Below are 20881 nucleotides of genomic sequence, written 5' to 3'. Positions count from 1 at the left end.
TTATATCACTTTATTCTGTCTATGATAAATTCAACTCTTCTATTTTTCTCTCTTCCTTCCTCCGTACCGTTATCAGCAATGGGTCTAGCCCCTCCCCATCCAGCTATCCTTACGCTTTCAAACTCCACTCCCTTCAAAGTAAGGTAAGCTCTGATTTTGGATGCTCGCTGCATAGATAGCTCCTTATTAAGTTGTGGGTCTCCTGCATTGTCTGTATGACCTTCTAGTCTTACAGTCACATTTGGATTTGCCTTCATGAAATCTACCAATTCATCCAGTTGATTGATAGATTGTGCATCCGCAAAATCAGCCGTTCCTCTATTGAATTGGATATTTTCTAGTACAATTAAAGCTCCCGACCTTACTGGAGTAAGTAGCACTTCTAACTTATCTTCATTCAACACCCCTGCGCTTAAAGTAGCGGGAATATACCCTTGACTTGATATGGTAAAGCTAACTAGCTGCCCAGTATTCATCATATTTTCCAAAGCTTCGGCATCTTCCAAGGTGCTTTTCACACCTTGCCTATTGGTAGTGGTCAAATTATAGCTTATTTCATCTAAAGTTGAGGCATCTTTGACTGTGATTTGAACATGAGACTTTTCTGAATCAAAATTAACAGAATCAGGTGATTCTGGTGTCTCAATAGACACTACTGCATCAGCTATTTGACTCACCTCTGATTTTAACTCTTCTATTGCTTCACGCTCATTGACTACAGATGTATCCATAGCATTCCGAGTCAAAGTATCAGGTTGAGTGACCACATTAGAATCTTGCACAGTTTGAAATGTTTCAGAGATCGTGTTTTCCTCCTTCGATTCATCTTCTTCATTTATTAGATGAGCCACTAACATTAGATCTCCAAAGCCTTCAGAGTTTTTGGTACTTGTGAAAATGGCACGTTCATTTTCTAGGTCAAACACTAGATAGCTTAATTCTGCCCCTTCTGTATTCACTTGGGATTGTGGAATAGGCTTAGACCATTGATCCCATCCTTCACCTTTCCTTTTGGCCATATAGACATCTCTGCCTCTACCAGCTGTGTTGGAATTACTTGAAAAATAAATTGTAGATAAATCTGAGGAAATAGAAGGTGTCATTTCTTGTCCGAATGAATTAACATCAGATCCAAGATTGGTTGGAGAACTCCACAAGCCTTCACGAATCATTTCTGAAACATAAAGATCTTCATTGCCATATGATCCATACGAATTTAATGCCATGATGATTGCTTTATTATCTTTGCTTAATCTCCCACTAAAATGACTGCTTTGGTTTCTGAAATTGCCCATTGAAAGCATCCTAACATAATTCCATTCAGATCCAAACCTTGCATATTGATGAATTCCTTGTTTTATCTTTACCCCGTCTCCACTATGATATACATAGGCTGTCAAGGCGTCTGGAAAACCTACGACAACATCATTTCCATTGGTAGAAAGAGAGCGCACATGTACTGGGGCTAGCCAATCCCCACTTGCTGATTGCTTGGCCATCCAAATATCCCCTAGGTCTGTATTCCCTCCTAAATTATCAGGGTGAAAACCCACTGAATAAAACAACTCTCCATTTGGTGAAACCACAGGATGCTGTTCATCATAAGGAGTGTTCAAAACTTTAAGTGGGACGACCTCTTGTGCCACTGATTGAGTAGCAAAAGAAAAAGCAAGCAGGAATATCCCGCTTGCCTTAAGAAAATTATTCATACTGTTAATTTCAATCATATTTGAATCTTAACAATTATTGATCCAAAACGATCGCAAATACCAATGGAGCTACAATAGTTGCGTCAGATTCTATAATATATTTAGGTGTTTTGATCCCTAGCTTGCCCCATGTGATCTTCTCATTAGGTACGGCACCAGAATATGAGCCATAAGATGTCGTGGAATCAGAGATTTGGCAAAAATATCCCCAAAGAGGCACATTATCTCTTTGAAGGTCTTGATGAAGCATAGGAACAACACAGATTGGAAAGTCTCCAGCAATACCACCACCGATTTGGAAGAACCCCACGGTGCTATCTTCTTTGGCATTGTTAGTATACCAATCAGCCAAAAACATCATATATTGAATTCCCCCTTTAACAGTATGTACATCTTTGATATCTCCAGAGATGACGTGACCAGCATACATATTTCCTAATGTAGAATCTTCCCATCCAGGAACGATGATCGGAAGATTTTTCTTTGCTGCTTCCAATAGCCAGCTATTTTTTGGATCTATTTGAAATGATTTGTCTAATTTTCCTGAAAGTAAGATTTTATAAAAAAACTCATGTGGAAAATAAGCTTCACCAGCTTGATCTGCTTTCACCCATTCTTCCAAAATCACATCCTCAATCCTCCGCATAGCTTCCATCTCAGGGATACAAGTATCGGTTACCCTGTTCATATGTCTTGCCAAAAGCTCATTCTCTTGCTCAGGAGAAAGATCTCTATAGTTAGGAATTCTCTCATAATAATCGTGAGCAACAAGGTTGAAAACATCCTCTTCCAAATTGGCTCCAGTACAAGTTATGATTTGTACTTTGTCTTGACGTATCATTTCAGCCAAAGAAATCCCAAGTTCAGCGGTTGACATTGCACCTGCAAGAGTCACCATCATTTTACCTCCATTGTCAATATGGGCTTTGTATCCTTCAGCTGCATCTATCAATGCTGCTGCATTGAAATGTCTGTAGTTGTGCTTAAGAAATTCCGTAATTTTCATATGTTTTTATTTTTTCTTTTCTGTGAACAATTCTAAAATCATTTCAAAAATAAATTCTAGAGCTTTTGTTATAAAGAGTACAAAAGTACCAATTTCTTTTACATGAAAAAAGCCCGGAAAATTCCGAGCTTTTAAAATGTAAGATATTTGAGTAGTAAATTATTTTGCAGCTTCTGTTTTGCTTGATGCATATTTTGCATTAAGACCAGCAGTAACTTTTTCAGTGATATCCAAAGATTTTTTTGAATACCATACAGCTCCTCCTCTTGTATAAGAAAGAATCATCTCTAGGTCATTCTCTTCTGCATACTCAGTCAAGAATTCTTGAATTTTATCAATCACATCGCTATAAAGCTGAGCCTCATCGCTTTGCAATTCTTGCATCAAGTTATCCCTATATGTCACTAAATTTCTCTCCTTTTTCATCAAATCCTCTTGCTTGGCTCTTGCTTGATTTGGTGTCATGGTACCAGCAGATTGCTCAAAGTTTGCTACTTCTTGCTCAAATCCTCTTGCTCTGCTACCCAATTCTGATTCAAACTTTTTACCCTTTTCTGTGATTTGACCAGATTTGTCTTTAAATAAATCAAAATTGGCAATCACACTATCAGTCAAAATATAAGCAATTTTCAAATCGGTAATGCTTACTTCTTGTGAATCTTCAGCAGCTACATTCGAAGCTGAATTGTTTGTAGACTTGTCACAAGAGGAAAATACAACAGCTGCAAATCCTAATACACCTAATACTTTTGATAATTTCTTCACGATGGTTCTAAATATTGTTTATTGATTGGCGCAAATATAAACAAAGAATCTAATCTACAAATCAATATAGATTCTGACTTTGTTAATTTGGGTTAAAAGAATATATCTTGTGCAAGTCTATAAGTATTTGAATGCGCCTCTATGATATCTGCGATTCGAGGTGAGTATCCGCCGCCCATACAGCACATAATGGGTATCTGATTTTTCTTTGCAGACTGTAAAACCATCTGATCTCTAGACTTACAGCCAGCAATACTCATTCCCAGCCTTCCCAATTTATCACTTTTCAAAACGTCAACCCCACTTTGATAAATAATAAAATCTGGCTGAAAGTTATCAATAAGTGGGAAAAGGTGATATTCCAAAATTGATAAATAAACTTCGTCTGTGGTACCATCAGGTAAGCCTACATCCAAATCAGATTTCTCTTTATGCAATGGATAATTGGACTGACCATGTATGCTCAAGGTAAATGCATTTGGCTCATGGGTCAGCATCTGGGCCGTTCCATTTCCCTGATGTACATCCAAATCTATGATCAATATGCGTTTTGCCAGTTGATTAGCAATCAGATAATTTGCAGATATAGCGATATCATTAAGTAGACAAAATCCTTCTCCTCTATCGGAGAAAGCATGATGTGTACCTCCGGCTATGTTCATGCCTATTCCAAATTCCAAAGCAAACAAACATGCCTGTATAGATCCATTCATGATTTGAATTTCTCTTTTGATCAGGTCATCAGACAGCGGAAAACCCGTCTTTCTAATCTCTGATTTTGTAAGGGAAAGTTTCTTTAATCTATCAAAATAGGCTAAATCATGAGAATAAGTAATCCATTTTTCACCAAAATCATCTGGAACAAAAAAACTATCCTCTTTGACAGTTCCTTCATACACTAATTGTTCTGGCAAAAGCTCATATTTCTCCATTGGAAATCGGTGACCTTTAGGGAGTGGGTGAGCATATAGGGGTGAATAAGCTATTTTTAACATTTTTACAACGCGCCTAATTTCGAAAAAAATAAGCGCATTAAATTAATCTTCTACGTCTTCTTCTTCCTCTTCTGACTGAAATGCATAAAACGTTTCGTCTAGCTTGATTGTATCATCATTGAATTGCTTTACAAATCTATCAATTACTTTTTCGTCGATAAATTCTACATGAATAGCTGCATCTAGACCAATACCGTAATCGTGATGGGTGTCAATATCAATGAACTCCTGTACTTTTACAATTTCCTCTTCTTCTATATCCATGATAATTTCTGTAATAAACCAACCAATCTCCTCATCTTCACTACTCAAAGGTTTTAAATTACCATTTTCATCCTCCTCATATCGGATACCTTTGAAATTTGGAAATTTCTTCGCTGCTTCATGCTCCGCCAATTCATAAACTTCTGATGAATGGTGAAGCCTCAATGTATAAAGCGCGGCATCATAAATGACCTCCTTGCCTTCATACATTCCAATAAAAAGAAAATTGACAAATTCATCAGAATTCTCCTCTTCTCCTTCTATTATTTTAAACGATTTACCAGAAGCTTTTAACTCACTCTTTAGTGCTTCTATGATCTCTGGTTCAAATCCTTCATTTTGGTTTTTCATGCTTAAAAATTTTTAGGTTTACGTGGACAACTTAATACGGAACTCGTTAATATGAAAGCATAATTTTCTTTCATAACTGCTTACTATTTTCAATGAATTAATATACAACACTTTATCTAAAAAAAAATGTTTGTACCAAATAAAAATTTTGACAACATTAAGGATATTTTGAATCAATCAGAGGGAATTACTTTAGATTTCAAACTCACCATTAATGATAGTTTAAAAATTGCTAAGACGCTAACAGCATTTGCAAATACTTCAGGTGGTACAATCGCTATTGGTATCAATGATCAAAAAAAGATCTTGGGAATAGATCCAGCAGAAGAATTATACATGATTGAAAAAGCAGCTCTTGAATGTTGCATTCCACCTATTGAGTTCAAAAGTGAGATTTTTGAGGTCAACTATATCGATGAAGAAAAAATTGATCCTGAGGTTTATGTCCTTCTGATTCATGTCAATAAGTCGAATGTAACACATGGAGTCCTAAATAAAGAAGGAAAACTGATCAAATACCACAGGGTTCATGATAAAAGCATTCCTGCTATTTCTTAGATGGCAAGTAGTCACATGAACAACTTGATGTTAGTCATTTTTTTTATCTCACTATAGAATATAAATTAAAACATCAATTAGGAGCTACTTTACATTTGGTGAACCACCTAGCGAAACACCAAGAAGCGAATTGATCAATCCTAAAATCAACCCAAATAATACTGCCCACCAAAATCCATTGACTGCAAACCCAGGTACAATTTCTGCACAGAGCAAAATAAGTAATGCATTGATGACTATTAAAAACAGTCCTAAAGTTACTATGGTGATCGGAATGGTTAAAAATATTAAAATTGGCTTGATTGTAATATTCAATAAAGCTATCAGTGCAGCTACTACTACTCCCGTCAAGAAATCTTCCACAGCGACACCTGGTAAAATATAACTGGTGATCAATACCGCTAGTCCACCTAATATCAACTGGAAAATAATGCCCCATGCTTCTTTTGCTTTGCTCATAATGTATTTCGTTTGGAATGATGTTTTTTATTTATCAAAAACTGCACCTCAAAATAGTAAAAAATGAGGTACGTTTCTTAAAACTTCAAATTTTTATCTTATCTGATCACTTTTTCAGGATATAGGTTTTATCTTTGTACCTCAACATCAATAAAATTCAATAGTGATATTAATCGTTTTCTTCCTTTTGCATTGGTACTTCTCTTTGTTTTGCCAAAGCTTCTTTCTGCATAGATACGCAGCCCATCAAATGTTTTACATGTCAAAGTTCTGGGAAAGATTTTTCTATATCTTTACTTGGGTCACACAGGGCAGTAGCTACTTATCACCGAGAGCCTATGCAATACTTCACAGAATGCACCATGCGTATAGTGATACACCTAAAGACCCTCATAGTCCACACCACACAGAAAACTTATTTACAATGATGTGGAAGACGAAAAACATTTATAATGATTATTTCAGTTTTAGACTGAAACCTGAGGAAAGATTTTCGAAAGATGTTCCAGATTGGAATAAATTTGATAAAATAGCTGATTCTATGATGGCAAGAGTTAGCTGGGGTATATTTTATGCACTCATATACATCCTTTGTATTTCAGTATTCGAATTGCCAGGTACACATTGGTGGATGTACTTTCTACTTCCGATTCACTTTTTGATGGGTCCAGTGCACGGGGCCATCGTGAATTGGAGCGGACATAAATATGGTTATGCAAATTTTGATAATAATGACAAATCAAAAAATAGTTTGCTTCTAGATGTCTTGATGCTGGGAGAATTATTTCAAAATAATCACCACAAACTTCCTAACAGACCAAATTTTGCTGTAAAGTGGTATGAGTTTGACCCTACTTATCCAGTTGTAAAACTTCTTCATGCTACTGGTATAATAAAGCTCAGAACAGCATAGTATAATTACATAAAATAGTGACAAAATTTAACTCCTCTTCCTTGAGGAGTTTTTTTTTAGTAAAATACCTAATTCTTTATTTTGATAACTAATAATTACTCACTAACTTTATAGACACCAATAGAAAAGATTCGTTCCTGAAATTTGGATTTAAAAAACTAACTGAATAATTTGAGGGATCATTTAAAACTTAACACTATTATGAGAAATTTAACAAGAGCTGAAGAACAAGTGATGCAAATCCTTTGGCAAGTAGAGAAAGGTTTTGTAAAAGACCTTCTTGAAAAGATGGAAGAGCCAAAACCTGCTTACAACACCGTCTCAACCATCATCAGAATTCTAGAAAGAAAAGGATTTGTGAAGCATAAGGCTTATGGCAAATCGCATGAGTACTATCCTATAGTAACTAAAGATGAGTATAGAAGCCATTCAATCAAGAATTTGCTTTCTGGTTACTTTAATGGTTCTTTTACAAAATTGGCATCATTCTTTGCAAAAGATGAGAACCTTGATGTAAAAGAGATCGAAAAAATCATGAGTGAAGTAAAAGATGAGGTAAAATAAATGATCTCATATGGCTGCTCTCGTTGATTATATTTGGCAAAGTATATTCTGCTTATTATTCTTCTATGGAATTTATTGGGTATTCTTGAGAAACGAAAAAGCATTCGTAGTCACAAGAATTTATATATTAATCACCCCGATATTAGCATTATTATTTCCACTAGTAGAAATACCAGTAGGATTTGAAAAGCCTGACATATCAATAGAGCACTCTCAGCTTTTTCGGGCACTATCAGTTGAACAAGTGCCCGAAGAAGTTGTCGGTACTTTTGGTTTACCAGAAGTCACGGTACAAAGTACCAAACTTCCTGTTTTGCTAGAAATTAAGGATTATTTGTTGATCGCTTACCTTTCATTGGTAGTCTTTCTGACATTAAATTTATTCTGGCAATTGATGCAAATGAGGTTGATCCAAGAAAAAGGATGGTATCAAACAACCTACAAACTCAGAGAGAAGTATTTTTTGATCCCCACTTACGGTCTGACCCCCATTTTTTCATACTTCAATAAGCTTTTTTGGGATGATACCGAAAAACTAACTTTCGAAGAAAAAGATCAAATCCTAAAGCATGAATTAGTACATATCAAACAAAAACACACTTGGGATATTCTCTATTATCAAATTCTAACCATACTCTTTTGGTTCAATCCAGCCATACACCTTATGAAATCTGCCTTGGTGGATGTTCATGAATACTTAGCTGATGAAAATGTACTCAAACAAACTGAAAATAAATCAACTTATCCAAAATTAATCGCAAAGATTGCATTTAAGGGAATGGATCTTCCTATTGGTAATTATTTTATAAGATCAACAACCCTTAAAAGAATCCTCATGATTAAGAAAAATTCAAAACCAAATTGGTTTAAACTCACGATGATAATCCCATTGACCATAATGCTCATGGGCTTAATATCAATGAAAACTAAATCAGCAATGTCAATTTTGATGCATGGAAGCATCGAAAGAATAGAACTTATTAGACAACAGCTGATAGACTCTCAAGACTCGATAGATGTATCTATTAAAGTCAAAAGATTAGCCAATCCTAAGCACTACGAACTTATAGGCCCAAGAGAAGGAGATAAATTAAAAGTCCAACTTGGTGAATTAGTATACGAGTTCTCTGAAATCTCATCCGATGAAGAGTATATGAAAGTAAGAAGTCTCATCAAGGAACTTAGAAAGAACTCACAGATAGCTAAATCATATGGAGATATTCCATTTTCAACAAAGGCAAACGTAGCTCCTAGGCCAGCTGATGCTACTGAATGGCAAAATTTCCTTCAGGATAAAATTAATGAAGCACTCCCAGCAAAGGAAAAGGCGTTAGGACTTGGTTCTATCTTACGCATAGAGTTCATTGTAGATCAAAACGGTAAAATTAGCAATCCTGTCATAAAGGAGAGTTTTGGCTCCGGGGTAGATGAAAAACTAATCCAAGCAATTTCTTCTCCAAAAGCTCCTAAATGGATTCCTGGTGAAGTAAATGGAAAAAATGTACCCATGGTACATGACACATCAGTTTCTTTATACTTTTCTGAGGGCATGATGAGAAATGCTGATGCACACAGCTTTTTTCAGAATAAATTAGCTGATACTCCCCTTATTATTTATAATGGAGAAGAAGTATTCGATTTGGTCGAAGCTCCGCCAGTGCCACATGATGGATACGATGGGTGGAATCAGTTTTTAAGAGCAAATTTACGATACCCGCAAGAAGCCATCGAGGCTGGCGAAGAAGGTACTGTTTACTTGTCATTTATAGTTTCTAGAGAAGGAAAATTAGACCAATTCGAAGTAATCAGAGGAGTGTCACCAAGTCTGGACAGTGAAGCCTTGAGGGTATTGGCACATTCACCGGATTGGACTCCTGGTACTCAGCGAGGTATTCCTGTCAATGTAAAAATGAGGCTTCCTATCAAATTTAAAGGCAGCAAAGATTCTGATAATCAAAATGGTATCACATCAATCGATCAAGTTGATAAAATGGCTAGTCCTGCAGGTGGATTTTCGAATTGGCAAACTTATATCAATAACAACTTAAGATATCCCCTTCAAGCCCAACAACTCCAAATCGAAGGCACTGTGTACCTCGCTGCCACTGTAGATTCAAATGGCAAAATTACAAATCCTCAAGTATTAAGGGGTATTGGATTTCAATGTGATCAAGAAGCCTTAAGACTAGTCACTTCATCACCTGATTGGATTCCTGCTTTCAAAGAAGGAAAAAGTGTTGATAGTATCATAAGAATTCCAATTAAATTTGAATTAGACAAGTCAATTACATCAACTCAAGCAATACCAACGGATGATTTTAAATTTCACATGAGAAGTCACTTAAAATATCCTACTAAAGCCCGCGAAAATAATGAAATGGGAACTGTAATCTCAAAGCTTGTTTTAAATGAAAAAGGGAAGATCATCAAGACTTCAATTGTTCAAGGATTATCCAAAGAAATAAATGAAGAGGTACTTAAAGCATTGGCAAATGCGCCAGAGTGGAAAATTCAAAAACCATTAAAAAACCAAGAAGTATTATTCCCAGTATCCTTTAGGATTCATGATGGAACAAAATATGAAAGATCTAACTTACCAAATGAAATAAAAGTAACAGCTTATCCTTCTAGTTCAAAGCCCGAAAGAAATTTGAGTTTTTAAATAAAAATGCCTGCATCAAGTTGATACAGGCATTTTTATTGCCAGAATCCAAAACTATTTTAGATTCAACTTTCCTTGAGATGCTGCATATAGGTTAGCTACACGATAAAGTACTCGTGCCCCTACATTCCCATCCCACTCATCCCCATTAGTACCAGGAGCAACTTCAACGAGGTCAAATCCGATAATTTTTCTACCAGATTTCACTACTTCTTTGATAAGATACAATACTTGCTCCAATTCAAACCCTCCAGCTACTGGAGTTCCAGTATTTGGACAAAGTTTAGGGTCTAATCCATCTATATCGATAGTGATATAAACATCCTGCGGTAGCTGCTCTACAATTTCATCACAAATGATTTTCCAGGCTTTACCTTCATATCCATCTTTTTTGATATCCTTATCATAGAAGGTTGTAATTCTATTGTTCTCCTTGGCCATGATGGCTTCAGCTTCACAATAGTCTCTGATTCCAACTTGTACCAACTTGCTTATCTGAGGCAATTTCAAAGCATTATAAGCAATCGATGCATGAGAGTATTCAAAATTCTCATAAGCTACTCTGAGATCTGCATGAGCATCTATCTGTAAAATACCAAAATTTTCATTGGTTTCTGCTATATTTTTAATCAATCCCAATGGTGTGCTATGATCCCCTCCTAACAAGGCTACCATTTTACCTATGGACCTATACTTCTTAGCTTGTCCATACACCCAATCATTCATTTCGATAGATGCTTTATTTATCAAACTAGGAACCGCAGCAAACCTTTCCAGCTCTTCTTTTGGTGATCCTTGCTCAAGCCAGTTGATATAATTGGCTGCCAAAATCCTATGTTTGTCACTTAATTCTCTGATTTCCATTGGAATAGGCAACATATATATTCCCAGTTTCCAAGCATCTCTAATATCATCTTGAAATAAATCAACTTGCATAGATGCATTTAGAATAGCCTCAGGACCATCAGCCGTGCCAGGAGAATACGATACAGTCACTTCCCAAGGTACTGGGATAATAATAAGTTCTGCTGTATCTTCGCTGAAAGGCAGTCCAAAAAGGCTTTCGTGGGTACTTACTCCGTTAGGGTCAAAATTTTCAATAATTTGATGTTTCAAAGACATAATATTATTACTCTTGTTCTTTAGATTAAATTTGCTTTAAATATATTAACAATTCAATTGGTTAAGCTGTTTACATTTTTTTGTGTATTCTCAAAGATTTCATTGATCAAATCCAATGAAATGATGTTCTGATTTAGAATGAGATGAATACTGGATTCTCTTTGAATAAGTTTCTAGTAGAAATTGATCCTGATGTAATCTTATGTCGGATGAATTTCTACTTTATGAGTTAAACAAACTATTCTTAATTTCAGCTTTAAAAATACACAAAGATATAGAATATCTCATGCTACTAAATTTTGCTGAAATTTCAAATCACAATAATCAAGAATAAAACTTCACTATCCAAACTTTAAAACGGGGAAGGCATGAGTGAATAATTTTTACTTGATTTTTAAGATTCAGGTTAATGAAACCTGTTTAGATTTAGTCCAAACAGCAATTGTGAGAAATTAAGGCAGTTCTATTAACTTAAACTAATACCTCTTTGATTATACCAGTGCCTATACCAATATGACTCCATTCTTGGATGTATAGTTCAAGTATAATGATCATACCAGGTTCCATACTCAAATAACCCTGATCTGCTATTTGTGAGACAAATAAACTTAGACCTGGATTATGGCCAACAAGCAACACCTCATCTATTTCATTTTTTATTTCAGATATTTTGGAAGAAATGATAGAAGAATCAGCTTCATACAGCTCTTTGAAAAATGCTACTTCAGCGCTTGGAAATCCATAGGAAATTATTTCTGTAGTTTGTATGGTCCTCGTAGCAGAACTAGAAATGATCTTCTGGGGGGAAAAGTCAGCTCTGAATAGGCTATCGCTCATTTTTATCAACTTACTTCTCCCCTTAGCACTGAGTTCTCTCTGAAAATCACTTTCAAAATCAAACCCTGCTTCTCCATGTCTCAACAAGCCCAGCACTTTTTTCATAATCTTAACTGAAATATTTAATTCACACAAATAGTTGAAATAATCATGCCAAATTATATATGAAATACAGTTTAATTTGGAATACAATTTAAAGCCATCTATTTTTAGATTTTAATTGGTTCTTGGAAAAGAAGCCTATTGTTTAAATTCGAAACAAGCATGTCAAAAAATCTAGTTATAGTAGAGTCACCTGCCAAAGCAAAGACCATAGAAGGTTACCTTGGAAAAGATTTTAAAGTAGCATCCAGCTACGGTCACGTCAGGGATTTGCCTAAGGGAGACAAAGCGATCGACATTCAAAATAAGTTCAAGCCTACTTATGAGGTTACTGCTGACAAAAAGGAAGTGATCAAACAATTAAAAAGCTTGGTTAAAAATGCAGAAACAGTATACTTGGCAAGTGATGATGACCGTGAAGGAGAAGCTATTAGTTGGCATTTGAAAGAAGTCCTGAAGCTCAAAGAGGAAAGTACCAAAAGAATCGTATTTAGAGAAATCACCAAAAATGCGATTTTGAAAGCAATAGAAAATCCAAGAACCATTGATTATGACTTGGTAAATGCACAGCAGGCTCGTAGGATCTTAGATAGGCTTGTGGGATTTGAATTATCTCCTATACTATGGAAAAAAATCAAAGCAGGTCTTTCAGCTGGCCGCGTTCAGTCGGTGGCTGTTCGCCTTATTGTAGAAAGAGAGAGAGAAATAGAGAAATTCAAATCAAAATCAGCCTATAGAATTACAGCACTTTTTGATGTAGAAGGAAAAACGCTTTCCGCAGAATTGCCAAAAAGATTCGAAGAACAAGCTGATGCTGAAGACTTTCTCAAAAAATGTCTTGATGCTGAATTCAGCATCAATAACCTAGAGAAAAAACCAGGCAAAAAATCCCCAGCAGCACCTTTTACTACGTCCACCCTTCAACAGGAAGCTAGTAGAAAACTTGGATTCTCCGTTGCTCAAACTATGTCTGTGGCACAGAAGCTGTATGAAGCTGGTAAAATCACCTATATGAGGACTGATAGTACAAACCTATCTGAAGATGCCATGGTAGCTGCCAAAAATGAAATCACTTCTGCTTATGGCGCCTCTTTTCATAAGTCAAGAAAATACACCACCAAAAATGAAGGAGCACAAGAAGCCCACGAAGCCATTAGGCCTACGGACTTTTCAGAGCACAATACCACAGGCGAAAGGAATGAACAAAGGCTTTATGAGCTGATTTGGAAAAGAGCTATTGCCTCTCAAATGGCTGATGCCGAGCTGGAAAAAACCTTGGTGACCATTGGTATTTCCACTTTACCTCAAACTTTAAGTGCAAGTGGGGAAGTAATTAAATTTGAAGGGTTTCTGAAAGTGTATTTAGAAAGTACGGATGACGAACCAGAAGATGAGGAGTCTACAGAAAAAGGACTTTTACCTCCCCTATCTATAGGTCAAGTACTAGATCTTATAGAGATGAAAGGTCGTGAAACATTCAGTAGACCTGCCCCTCGATATACTGAAGCTTCATTGGTTAAAAAACTTGAAGAAATGGGCATAGGTAGACCATCTACCTATGCACCAACTATTTCAACAATCCAAAAGAGAAACTATGTAATCAAAGAATCTCGTGATGGAAATGAGAGGAATTATGTTGAAATGAAAATCAGCAAAGGCCAGTTTAAAAAAGATTCAAAAACTGAAATAGCGGGAGCAGATAAAAACAAATTATTCCCTACCAACATAGCCATGGTGGTAAATGATTTTTTGGTGGAGCATTTCCCAAATGTGATTGATTTCTCTTTTACTGCAAGAGTTGAGAAGGAGTTTGATGACATTGCACATGGTGGTCAAAACTGGGAAGACATGATCCAGAATTTCTACGGAGCATTTCATACACGTGTAGAAGAGACTGCCAATGTTGCTCGTGCAGATGTGAACAGCGCACGTGAATTGGGCGTAGATCCAAAAACTGGTAAAAAAATCATCGTAAGGCTAGGTAAATTTGGGCCATTGGCACAAATAGGTGAACAAGACGATGAGGAAAAGCAATTCGCTAGTTTGAAGAAAGGTCAATTCATAGAAAGTGTAACTTTAGAAGAAGCTTTGGAATTGTTTAAGCTTCCACGTGATGTAGGACATTTTGAAGATAAAAAAATTGTAGCTGCCATTGGAAGGTTTGGCCCATACCTACGACATGACAGCAAGTTTGTATCTTTAGGAAAAGAACACGATCCATTGAGCATATCCGAGGATGAAGCCATTGAGCTTATCAAAGCTAAGAGAAAAGCTGATGCAGAAAAGCATATCAAAACTTTTGAAGAAAATGAGGAAATTCAAATTCTAAATGGTCGATGGGGTCCCTACATCAAATTTGGAAAGAATAATTTCAAAATCCCAAAAGATAAGGAGGCCGCTGAGTTGACTTATGCAGATACTATTGAGATCATAGAAAATCAACCTGAAAAGAAAAAAGGAAGATTCACTAAAAAGAAATAAGCTGAACATTATAAGGCAAGATGAAAATCTTGCCTTTCTTATTTACCTTAAAGAAAATAATCTCATGAAAAAGAAACTGGTTATCCTTTCGGGTGCAGGTATTTCCGCCGAAAGTGGCATTGCTACATTTAGAGATAGTAATGGGCTTTGGGAAGGCCATGATATCATGGAAGTGGCATCACCCGAGGGTTGGAGAAAAAACAAAAGTCTAGTCTTGGATTTTTACAATAAAAGAAGGAAACAAGCACATGGTGTAAAGCCAAATGAAGCTCACCATATCTTGGCAAAACTTGAGCAATACTTTGATGTGACGATCATCACACAGAATGTAGACAACTTGCACGAAAAAGCTGGCTCTAGCAAGGTAATACACCTTCATGGAGAGTTGTTCAAATCTCAAAGTACAGTTGATCCCAGTTTAGTTTACAACATGGACACTTTAGAGATTAACATCGGTGATAAATGTGAAAAAGGGAGTCAGCTTCGTCCATTTATTGTTTGGTTTGGGGAGATGGTACCGATGATTGAGCCTGCCGCAGAAATTGCAAGTACAGCTGATATATTTGCTGTTATAGGCACATCACTTTTAGTATATCCTGCTGCTGGACTCATTCAATATGCCAGTGAAAATTGTAAAAAGTACCTCATAGATATCAAATCTCCCGCAATTCCTCCAGTCAAAAACCTAAAAGTAATTGAAGCATTGGTTTCAGTAGGGACAAAAATAATGGCAGACGAATTAATAGAGGGTTTGCATAAGTAGAAAAGTGCCTTTTAAAAACACAGATTTTGAATTAAACCGAGAAGACCTTCCAGATTTGTTTTGCATTTTGGGAGAGGACGATTAATTCGCTCATTTGCTATTTGATGAAAAACCTGAAAGGTCTAAACTAATCAGTAATGATTCATTGATTTATTTCTATGCTATAAGTTCCAGCCTTAGCTTCGAAAATAAGCTTCCCTTCTTCTCTCTCAATTAGACTTACAAACTTATTCTTCTTATAATCCTTACCATTAATCAATACCTGATCACTTTCACTTGCATGAAGAATAATTTTCGCACTGGTATTTGCTGGAATTTGAAAGCTATAATTCACTCCTTTATCTGTTTTAGTCCAAGCACTTTCGATTCTTCCATACATAGAATCATAATGTCCCTTAGCAAATGTCATGAGGTTTGATGGATCAGGTGTTGGCGCTAATTCAAATTGACGAAAACCAGGGTTAGCTTCATTCACTTTTATCCCAAGGCTATAGCCATACATCCATGCACCGACAGCTCCAAATGCATAATGGTTGAATGAATTCATGTTGTTGTTTCCATCAAAACCATTCGTATGGGTGTAGGAATTAAGCCTTTCCCAAACCGTAGTAGCTCCTTGTTCGACAGGATAGATCCAAGAAGGATACTCCTTTTGCTGCAGGAGCCTATAAGCCAAGTCATCAAGACCGTGATCCGAAAGTGCTTTGCAAATCCAAGCCGTACCAATAAATCCCGTCATCAGGGAAAATGGAGGTGTATCTATACCCTGATCTGTTTTGCTTTTTCGTGTGATGCTATTGGCAAAATTATCAATTACCTGATCCAGAATATCCTTTTTCACAATCTCAAATGCCAATGGAAGCGCATAAGATGCTTGGGTATCAATTAACTTGTCTTGATATTTGGTCTTTCCTGTTTCTGCATCAAAATACGTATTGTTGAAAAAATCCTTTCTGCTTTCAGATAGTATCGAAAACTTGATCATATCTTCTTTTTGACCTAACACTTGAGCCATTTTCGTCATTAAGTCCAAGTTATAAATCAAATATGCTTCCCAAAAAAGCAATTTCTCGTTATTTCTATCTTCCAGACTCAACCAATCACCAAGGCTTCCCCAGACATCTTTTTCATCTTCTTTGAATACGCCTGTTTCGGCATTGATATCTTCCAGCAAATAGTCCATGTAGGCTGTCATAGAGGGGTAATGCTCTTTTAGCAAGTCAATGTCATTATACTGCTTGTAACTTTCCCAAGGAACAGTAATACCAGCGCTTCCCCACATCATTTCTCCAAACCCGACACCTAATGGTGCTACATCAGGAAATCTACCATTTTCAGTTTGTACATCTCTCATAGCTAGTAAGTGACGCCTTAAAAACTGAGGAATGTTAGTTAAAAAATTTGCTGTAGGAGCAAAAACAGAAATATCACCACTCCACCCTAACCGCTCATTTCTCTGAGGACAATCAGTGGGAATGGATAAGAAATTGCTATAAGTAGACCAAGTAATATTTTTCCACAATTTATTCACCAAGGGATTGGAAGTTTGGTAACTTGACGCCAATTCATGCACAGAACTTAGCACTTGGGCTTTGACATCTTCAAGGGGTAGTGGGCTTTCTAGTCCTGTAATTTCTATAAATCTAAATCCATGAAAAGTGAATTTTGGAGAAATCAATGCCTCACCACCTTTGGCTATATACACATCCTGCGCCATTGCAGCACGAATGTTTTCGAGCATGATCATTTCTTGGTTTTCACCATATTCTTCCATTTGAGGATATTTCACTTCTGCGAAGCGCAAATAAATTTTTTGATTTGGCAAGGTTTCCTTTACCAAAACCTTAGGAACACCAGCAAAGTTTTGACCTAAATCATAGACATATACCCCTGGCCTTACTTCTTCAAATGATTGGGCAGAAACTTCCTGAATAGCTTTTACATTTGAGCCATATTGCCCAATTATTTTTAACTTATCATGATCAGCTACGCTAGGCACATTACCGGAATTTGGATCGGTGTTTGTCGTGCCAGAAAGTGAAACTTCTACACTATTTGACCATCCTGCATCATCAAAAGCACCAGTAGACCAACCTTTGACATTAGCTTCCTTGTTGGCATCATATACCTCACCTTGAAACATGCTGCTGTAGCTTGTTGGGCCATTATTATAATATTTCCAAGTTTCAGGATTTGAATTTACTTCTTCTATGCTTCCATCAGCATAAGTGATCACCAATTTAGCAAGTAAAGACTGTCTATCTCCAAAGAAATTCCAATATTCTCCCATGTAAGTGCTTGCTCCACTCCACCAACCTTCACTCAGAACTGCCCCCAGGCCATTTTTACCTTCTTGAATCTGGTCAGTAATATCATAAGTTTGATAAAATAGGGTTTTGTTGTATTGTGTAAAACCTGGGTTAAAATAATCCTCCCCTACCTTTTCTCCATTGAGCTGAATTTCATAAATCCCCCTAGCCGTCACATAAAGTCTCGCCTTTGACACCTTACCTTTTACTTCAAAGGCTGTTCGAAGCATTGGTGATGAGTTTCGGCTCGGGTCTAGTGTTTTCAAAAAACTTCCATTTGGTTGATCTCTATTCAAAGCACCCTCAAATAGAACATTTGAAGGAGCTCGGAAGTTTCGGATAGTTACATTGGAGATTTGAGCTACTTGGTCATCTTCCAAATGTATCCCTATATCAGCCAATACAGGAAAACTGATATAATCTCCCCCATTACCGTTTGGGTTTAGACCAACGTATCCTATATGATTCGTTTTCTTTTCTTCATTCACATATACATCTGTATAGCCTAAGTTAGAATGGATATAAATCTTGTGAGCTTCATATTGATTCTTTGCATTGATGATTTCTTGAGGGATTTCAAATTGCTTAAGCGGAACGCTTCTTTGATCTTTTGGTGAATAGCCCACCCTAAATATTTTCAATAAGGCATTTTCTCCAGTTTTGAGAGGAGAAATATCTAGCTCTACCAAGACATAAGATTGATCACGTTGATTTTCTAGTTGAAAAATATTCTTATTCTTATCCATCAAGCGCTCATCATTGGCCCCATAGATAAAACCAACTTTTGTACTTTGTGACGCTTCTTCTAATTGAACTGTAAGGTCCACTTTAAATACCGGTAAGTATTGAGAATACAACACCAAGTCTTGATCACTTCCTCCTATCCACTTAGCACCATCCCAAGCATCAATCCTTGGGTCTAAAAATCCTGTCTCAAACCATGAACTCGAATGATGTATCTTATTTTTCTGATCCCAAACTTTAAGCTTCCATACATATCTTGTTCGGGGATGAAGCTGTTTCCCTTGATATTTTATATGCACAGATTCATTGGAGCTTGTCTTACCTGAATCCCAGACTACTTCTCCACTTTCATCCAATACAGAAATCTGATAGGCTTTCTGAAAATCTCCAAATGTCGCTCCTCCCATATTCCAACTGAACCTAGGTTCGGCTACATCTATACCCAGAGGAGTCACTTCATACTCTGTCTTCAAATTGAGGATTTTACTTTCTGAAGCAGTAATTCCTGTGAAAGTGCTGATAAAAACTACAACAAATAAACGATAGAAAATAGTCATGCTTAATGGTGTGAACAAAGAGATGGTATTGAATAATTGCGATGGCTCAAAATATGACGCATAATAGATTTAATAGTAGTAAGAATTATTTACATCAAATCTAGATGCTTGGGAATTCAATTAAGTCTTCATAAGATATAAACCTCATTATTGAGCAAATTGACAACAAACAAATTTTGATGAATAATAGATATGATTCATTTCAAGGTCGAAATATCATACCAGTCCTGAATAAAAGCAAAAAATGAAAGAATATAAATATCAACTATGCTGTATTGTCCTGCTTATGTTTAAAAAATAAGTTATATTGATTGACTAAAACTTAGAAAATTATGAAAAATCCCAAATATTTCCTCTCTTTCTATTTTAAGATTTTTTTGGGTCTATATATCTTGATTTATTGTTTCCCTTTTCCATTAGATAATATCCCATATGTGTATGCATATTTTAGCAAATATGTTTATGCATTAAAATCTGAGTTTACACTTTTCATAGGTAGAAAACTGCTAGGCATGAGTGATTTAGTTCATTCACCTACCAATGGCAGTGGAGATACAATAATGCACTATTTGGCTCTAATTAGTTATTCAATTATCGCCATTTCAATGTCTGTTCCAGTACTATTCTTTTTGAAAAATAAGCAGAGAGCTAACAGCTTTTATGCCATGATGCTGATTTATGCGCGCTATTTTGTTGGACTTACCTTGATCTCTTATGGTGTAATCAAATTTCTAGAAGGTCAATTCCCTAGTCCAAGCTTACTTACTTTAGAAACCACCTATGGAGAATCTTCTCCAATGGGATTGGCATGGAGATTTTTGGGATACTCTAATATTTACAAAGGCTTTATGGGTGTTTCCGAAGTTCTCGCTGGATTTTTATTACTCTTTAGAAGAACCGCCATATTAGGATCTCTTATATCTATAGCGGTATGTACTAACATATTCCTTGTCAATCTTTCCTTTGATGTACCAGTCAAACTTTTCTCAGGGCATTTACTTCTATTCTCCATCTTTATCGCAGCACCGAGTATCAAGTACTTGATCAGATTTTTCTTATTACATCAGCGTACGCTGATCAGACCAAGTGTATATAGATTTGATAAGAAATGGAAAAGAGTCAGCTACTATTCAGTTAAAATATTTCTGGTAGGTTTGATCCCACTTGGTCTAATTGTAGGCCACGTCAATAGCCAATCTTTCTATATATACATCAATGAGTGGGAAGGAGTATATCAAGTTGATTCTTTTGAAATTGAAGGTAAGCCAGACTTAGCATTCACAGCTAAGTGGAACAAGGTGCTGATTCAAGGAAAAACCATCATCACAATAAACAATGCCAAAACAAGGAACTACTATACCATTGAAAATATCTGGAATGAAGGTGAGATCAATTTCGTGGAAGACAATGAACAAGAAGATCCATTTACTTTGAGAATAACTCCAATAGATGGTGAGAAAACCTATAGGTTGGAGACAAAAATTGGTGATAATGTCTATCAGCTAGAAACTACAAGAAAGATCAAAGAAGATTACCTGCTAATTAAACGTGGATTCAATTGGGTGAATGAGCGTCCTTTCAACCGATAAAAATGGGCTTCTTGCTTAATTATTAACTAACTGATAATCAGTAAAATAATTAACAAAAACATAACACAAAAACCCCGAATTTGGCTGTTCCCAGCTTTTTTCGGGGTTTTCTTTTTTGTATTTTAAGGTTG

General features: G+C 36.2%; 16 protein-coding genes. 7 read left to right on the top strand and 9 right to left on the bottom strand.

Annotated elements, in window-relative coordinates:
• Nucleotides 1–5: 5 nt before the first annotated feature.
• The 5 genes from MM214_RS00080 to MM214_RS00060 form a co-directional block, all read right to left on the bottom strand.
• Nucleotides 6–1709 (bottom strand): OmpA family protein, encoded by a 1704-nt coding sequence (locus tag MM214_RS00080; RefSeq protein WP_241290650.1) that lies wholly within the window; start codon nucleotides 1707–1709, stop codon nucleotides 6–8.
• 34 nt (nucleotides 1710–1743) lie between these two features.
• Nucleotides 1744–2715, bottom strand: coding sequence for a deoxyhypusine synthase family protein (locus MM214_RS00075; RefSeq protein WP_241290649.1), 972 nt, complete (start codon nucleotides 2713–2715; stop codon nucleotides 1744–1746).
• 159 nt (nucleotides 2716–2874) lie between these two features.
• On the bottom strand, nucleotides 2875–3480 hold the full coding sequence (locus MM214_RS00070; protein WP_241290648.1) for an OmpH family outer membrane protein: 606 nt from the start codon (nucleotides 3478–3480) through the stop codon (nucleotides 2875–2877).
• A gap of 92 nt (nucleotides 3481–3572) precedes the next feature.
• Entirely contained in the window at nucleotides 3573–4475 is a 903-nt protein-coding gene (locus MM214_RS00065; RefSeq protein WP_241290647.1) for a histone deacetylase family protein, read from the bottom strand.
• A 42-nt stretch (nucleotides 4476–4517) separates the two neighbouring features.
• The gene (locus tag MM214_RS00060; RefSeq protein WP_241290646.1) at nucleotides 4518–5090 is read right to left on the bottom strand and encodes a hypothetical protein; all 573 of its coding nucleotides are present in this window, start codon (nucleotides 5088–5090) and stop codon (nucleotides 4518–4520) included.
• Between the two features lie 126 nt (nucleotides 5091–5216).
• Here MM214_RS00060 and MM214_RS00055 point away from each other — a divergent pair, with 126 nt between their 5' ends.
• Nucleotides 5217–5648, top strand: coding sequence for an AlbA family DNA-binding domain-containing protein (locus MM214_RS00055; RefSeq protein WP_241290645.1), 432 nt, complete (start codon nucleotides 5217–5219; stop codon nucleotides 5646–5648).
• 84 nt (nucleotides 5649–5732) lie between these two features.
• Here MM214_RS00055 and MM214_RS00050 read toward each other — a convergent pair whose 3' ends face one another.
• Complete coding sequence (locus MM214_RS00050) at nucleotides 5733–6107, bottom strand: phage holin family protein (RefSeq protein ID WP_241290643.1); 375 nt, start codon at nucleotides 6105–6107, stop codon at nucleotides 5733–5735.
• Between the two features lie 163 nt (nucleotides 6108–6270).
• Between MM214_RS00050 and MM214_RS00045 the strand changes: the two genes are divergently transcribed.
• The 3 genes from MM214_RS00045 (at nucleotide 6271) to MM214_RS00035 (ending at nucleotide 10246) form a co-directional block, all read left to right on the top strand.
• Nucleotides 6271–7020, top strand: coding sequence for an acyl-CoA desaturase (locus MM214_RS00045; RefSeq protein WP_241290641.1), 750 nt, complete (start codon nucleotides 6271–6273; stop codon nucleotides 7018–7020).
• A gap of 201 nt (nucleotides 7021–7221) precedes the next feature.
• Nucleotides 7222–7584 (top strand): BlaI/MecI/CopY family transcriptional regulator, encoded by a 363-nt coding sequence (locus MM214_RS00040; protein ID WP_241290640.1) that lies wholly within the window; start codon nucleotides 7222–7224, stop codon nucleotides 7582–7584.
• Between the two features lie 10 nt (nucleotides 7585–7594).
• On the top strand, nucleotides 7595–10246 hold the full coding sequence (locus tag MM214_RS00035; RefSeq protein WP_241290639.1) for a TonB family protein: 2652 nt from the start codon (nucleotides 7595–7597) through the stop codon (nucleotides 10244–10246).
• A 54-nt stretch (nucleotides 10247–10300) separates the two neighbouring features.
• On the opposite strand, the gene MM214_RS00030 is transcribed toward MM214_RS00035, so the two are convergent.
• Complete coding sequence (locus MM214_RS00030; RefSeq protein WP_290294941.1) at nucleotides 10301–11368, bottom strand: agmatinase family protein; 1068 nt, start codon at nucleotides 11366–11368, stop codon at nucleotides 10301–10303.
• A gap of 471 nt (nucleotides 11369–11839) precedes the next feature.
• Complete coding sequence (locus MM214_RS00025) at nucleotides 11840–12310, bottom strand: SixA phosphatase family protein (RefSeq protein ID WP_241290638.1); 471 nt, start codon at nucleotides 12308–12310, stop codon at nucleotides 11840–11842.
• Nucleotides 12311–12469: 159 nt separating this feature from the next.
• Between MM214_RS00025 and topA the strand changes: the two genes are divergently transcribed.
• Nucleotides 12470–14788: a type I DNA topoisomerase gene (gene topA, locus MM214_RS00020; RefSeq protein WP_241290637.1), complete on the top strand. Its 2319-nt coding sequence runs from the start codon at nucleotides 12470–12472 to the stop codon at nucleotides 14786–14788.
• A 64-nt stretch (nucleotides 14789–14852) separates the two neighbouring features.
• Nucleotides 14853–15551 (top strand): SIR2 family NAD-dependent protein deacylase, encoded by a 699-nt coding sequence (locus MM214_RS00015; RefSeq protein WP_241290636.1) that lies wholly within the window; start codon nucleotides 14853–14855, stop codon nucleotides 15549–15551.
• A 142-nt stretch (nucleotides 15552–15693) separates the two neighbouring features.
• On the opposite strand, the gene MM214_RS00010 is transcribed toward MM214_RS00015, so the two are convergent.
• A complete protein-coding gene (locus MM214_RS00010) occupies nucleotides 15694–19161 on the bottom strand; it encodes an alpha-L-rhamnosidase (RefSeq protein ID WP_241290634.1) in 3468 nt (1155 codons plus the stop codon).
• 512 nt (nucleotides 19162–19673) lie between these two features.
• On the opposite strand from MM214_RS00010, the gene MM214_RS00005 reads away from it, so the two are divergent.
• On the top strand, nucleotides 19674–20750 hold the full coding sequence (locus tag MM214_RS00005; RefSeq protein WP_241290633.1) for a hypothetical protein: 1077 nt from the start codon (nucleotides 19674–19676) through the stop codon (nucleotides 20748–20750).
• Nucleotides 20751–20881: the final 131 nt, after the last annotated feature.

This window comes from Belliella kenyensis, assembly GCF_022549675.1.
GTDB lineage: Bacteria > Bacteroidota > Bacteroidia > Cytophagales > Cyclobacteriaceae > Belliella > Belliella kenyensis.
Note: the sequence above shows the minus strand (reverse complement) of the source record. Positions and strands in the feature narration are given on the sequence as shown.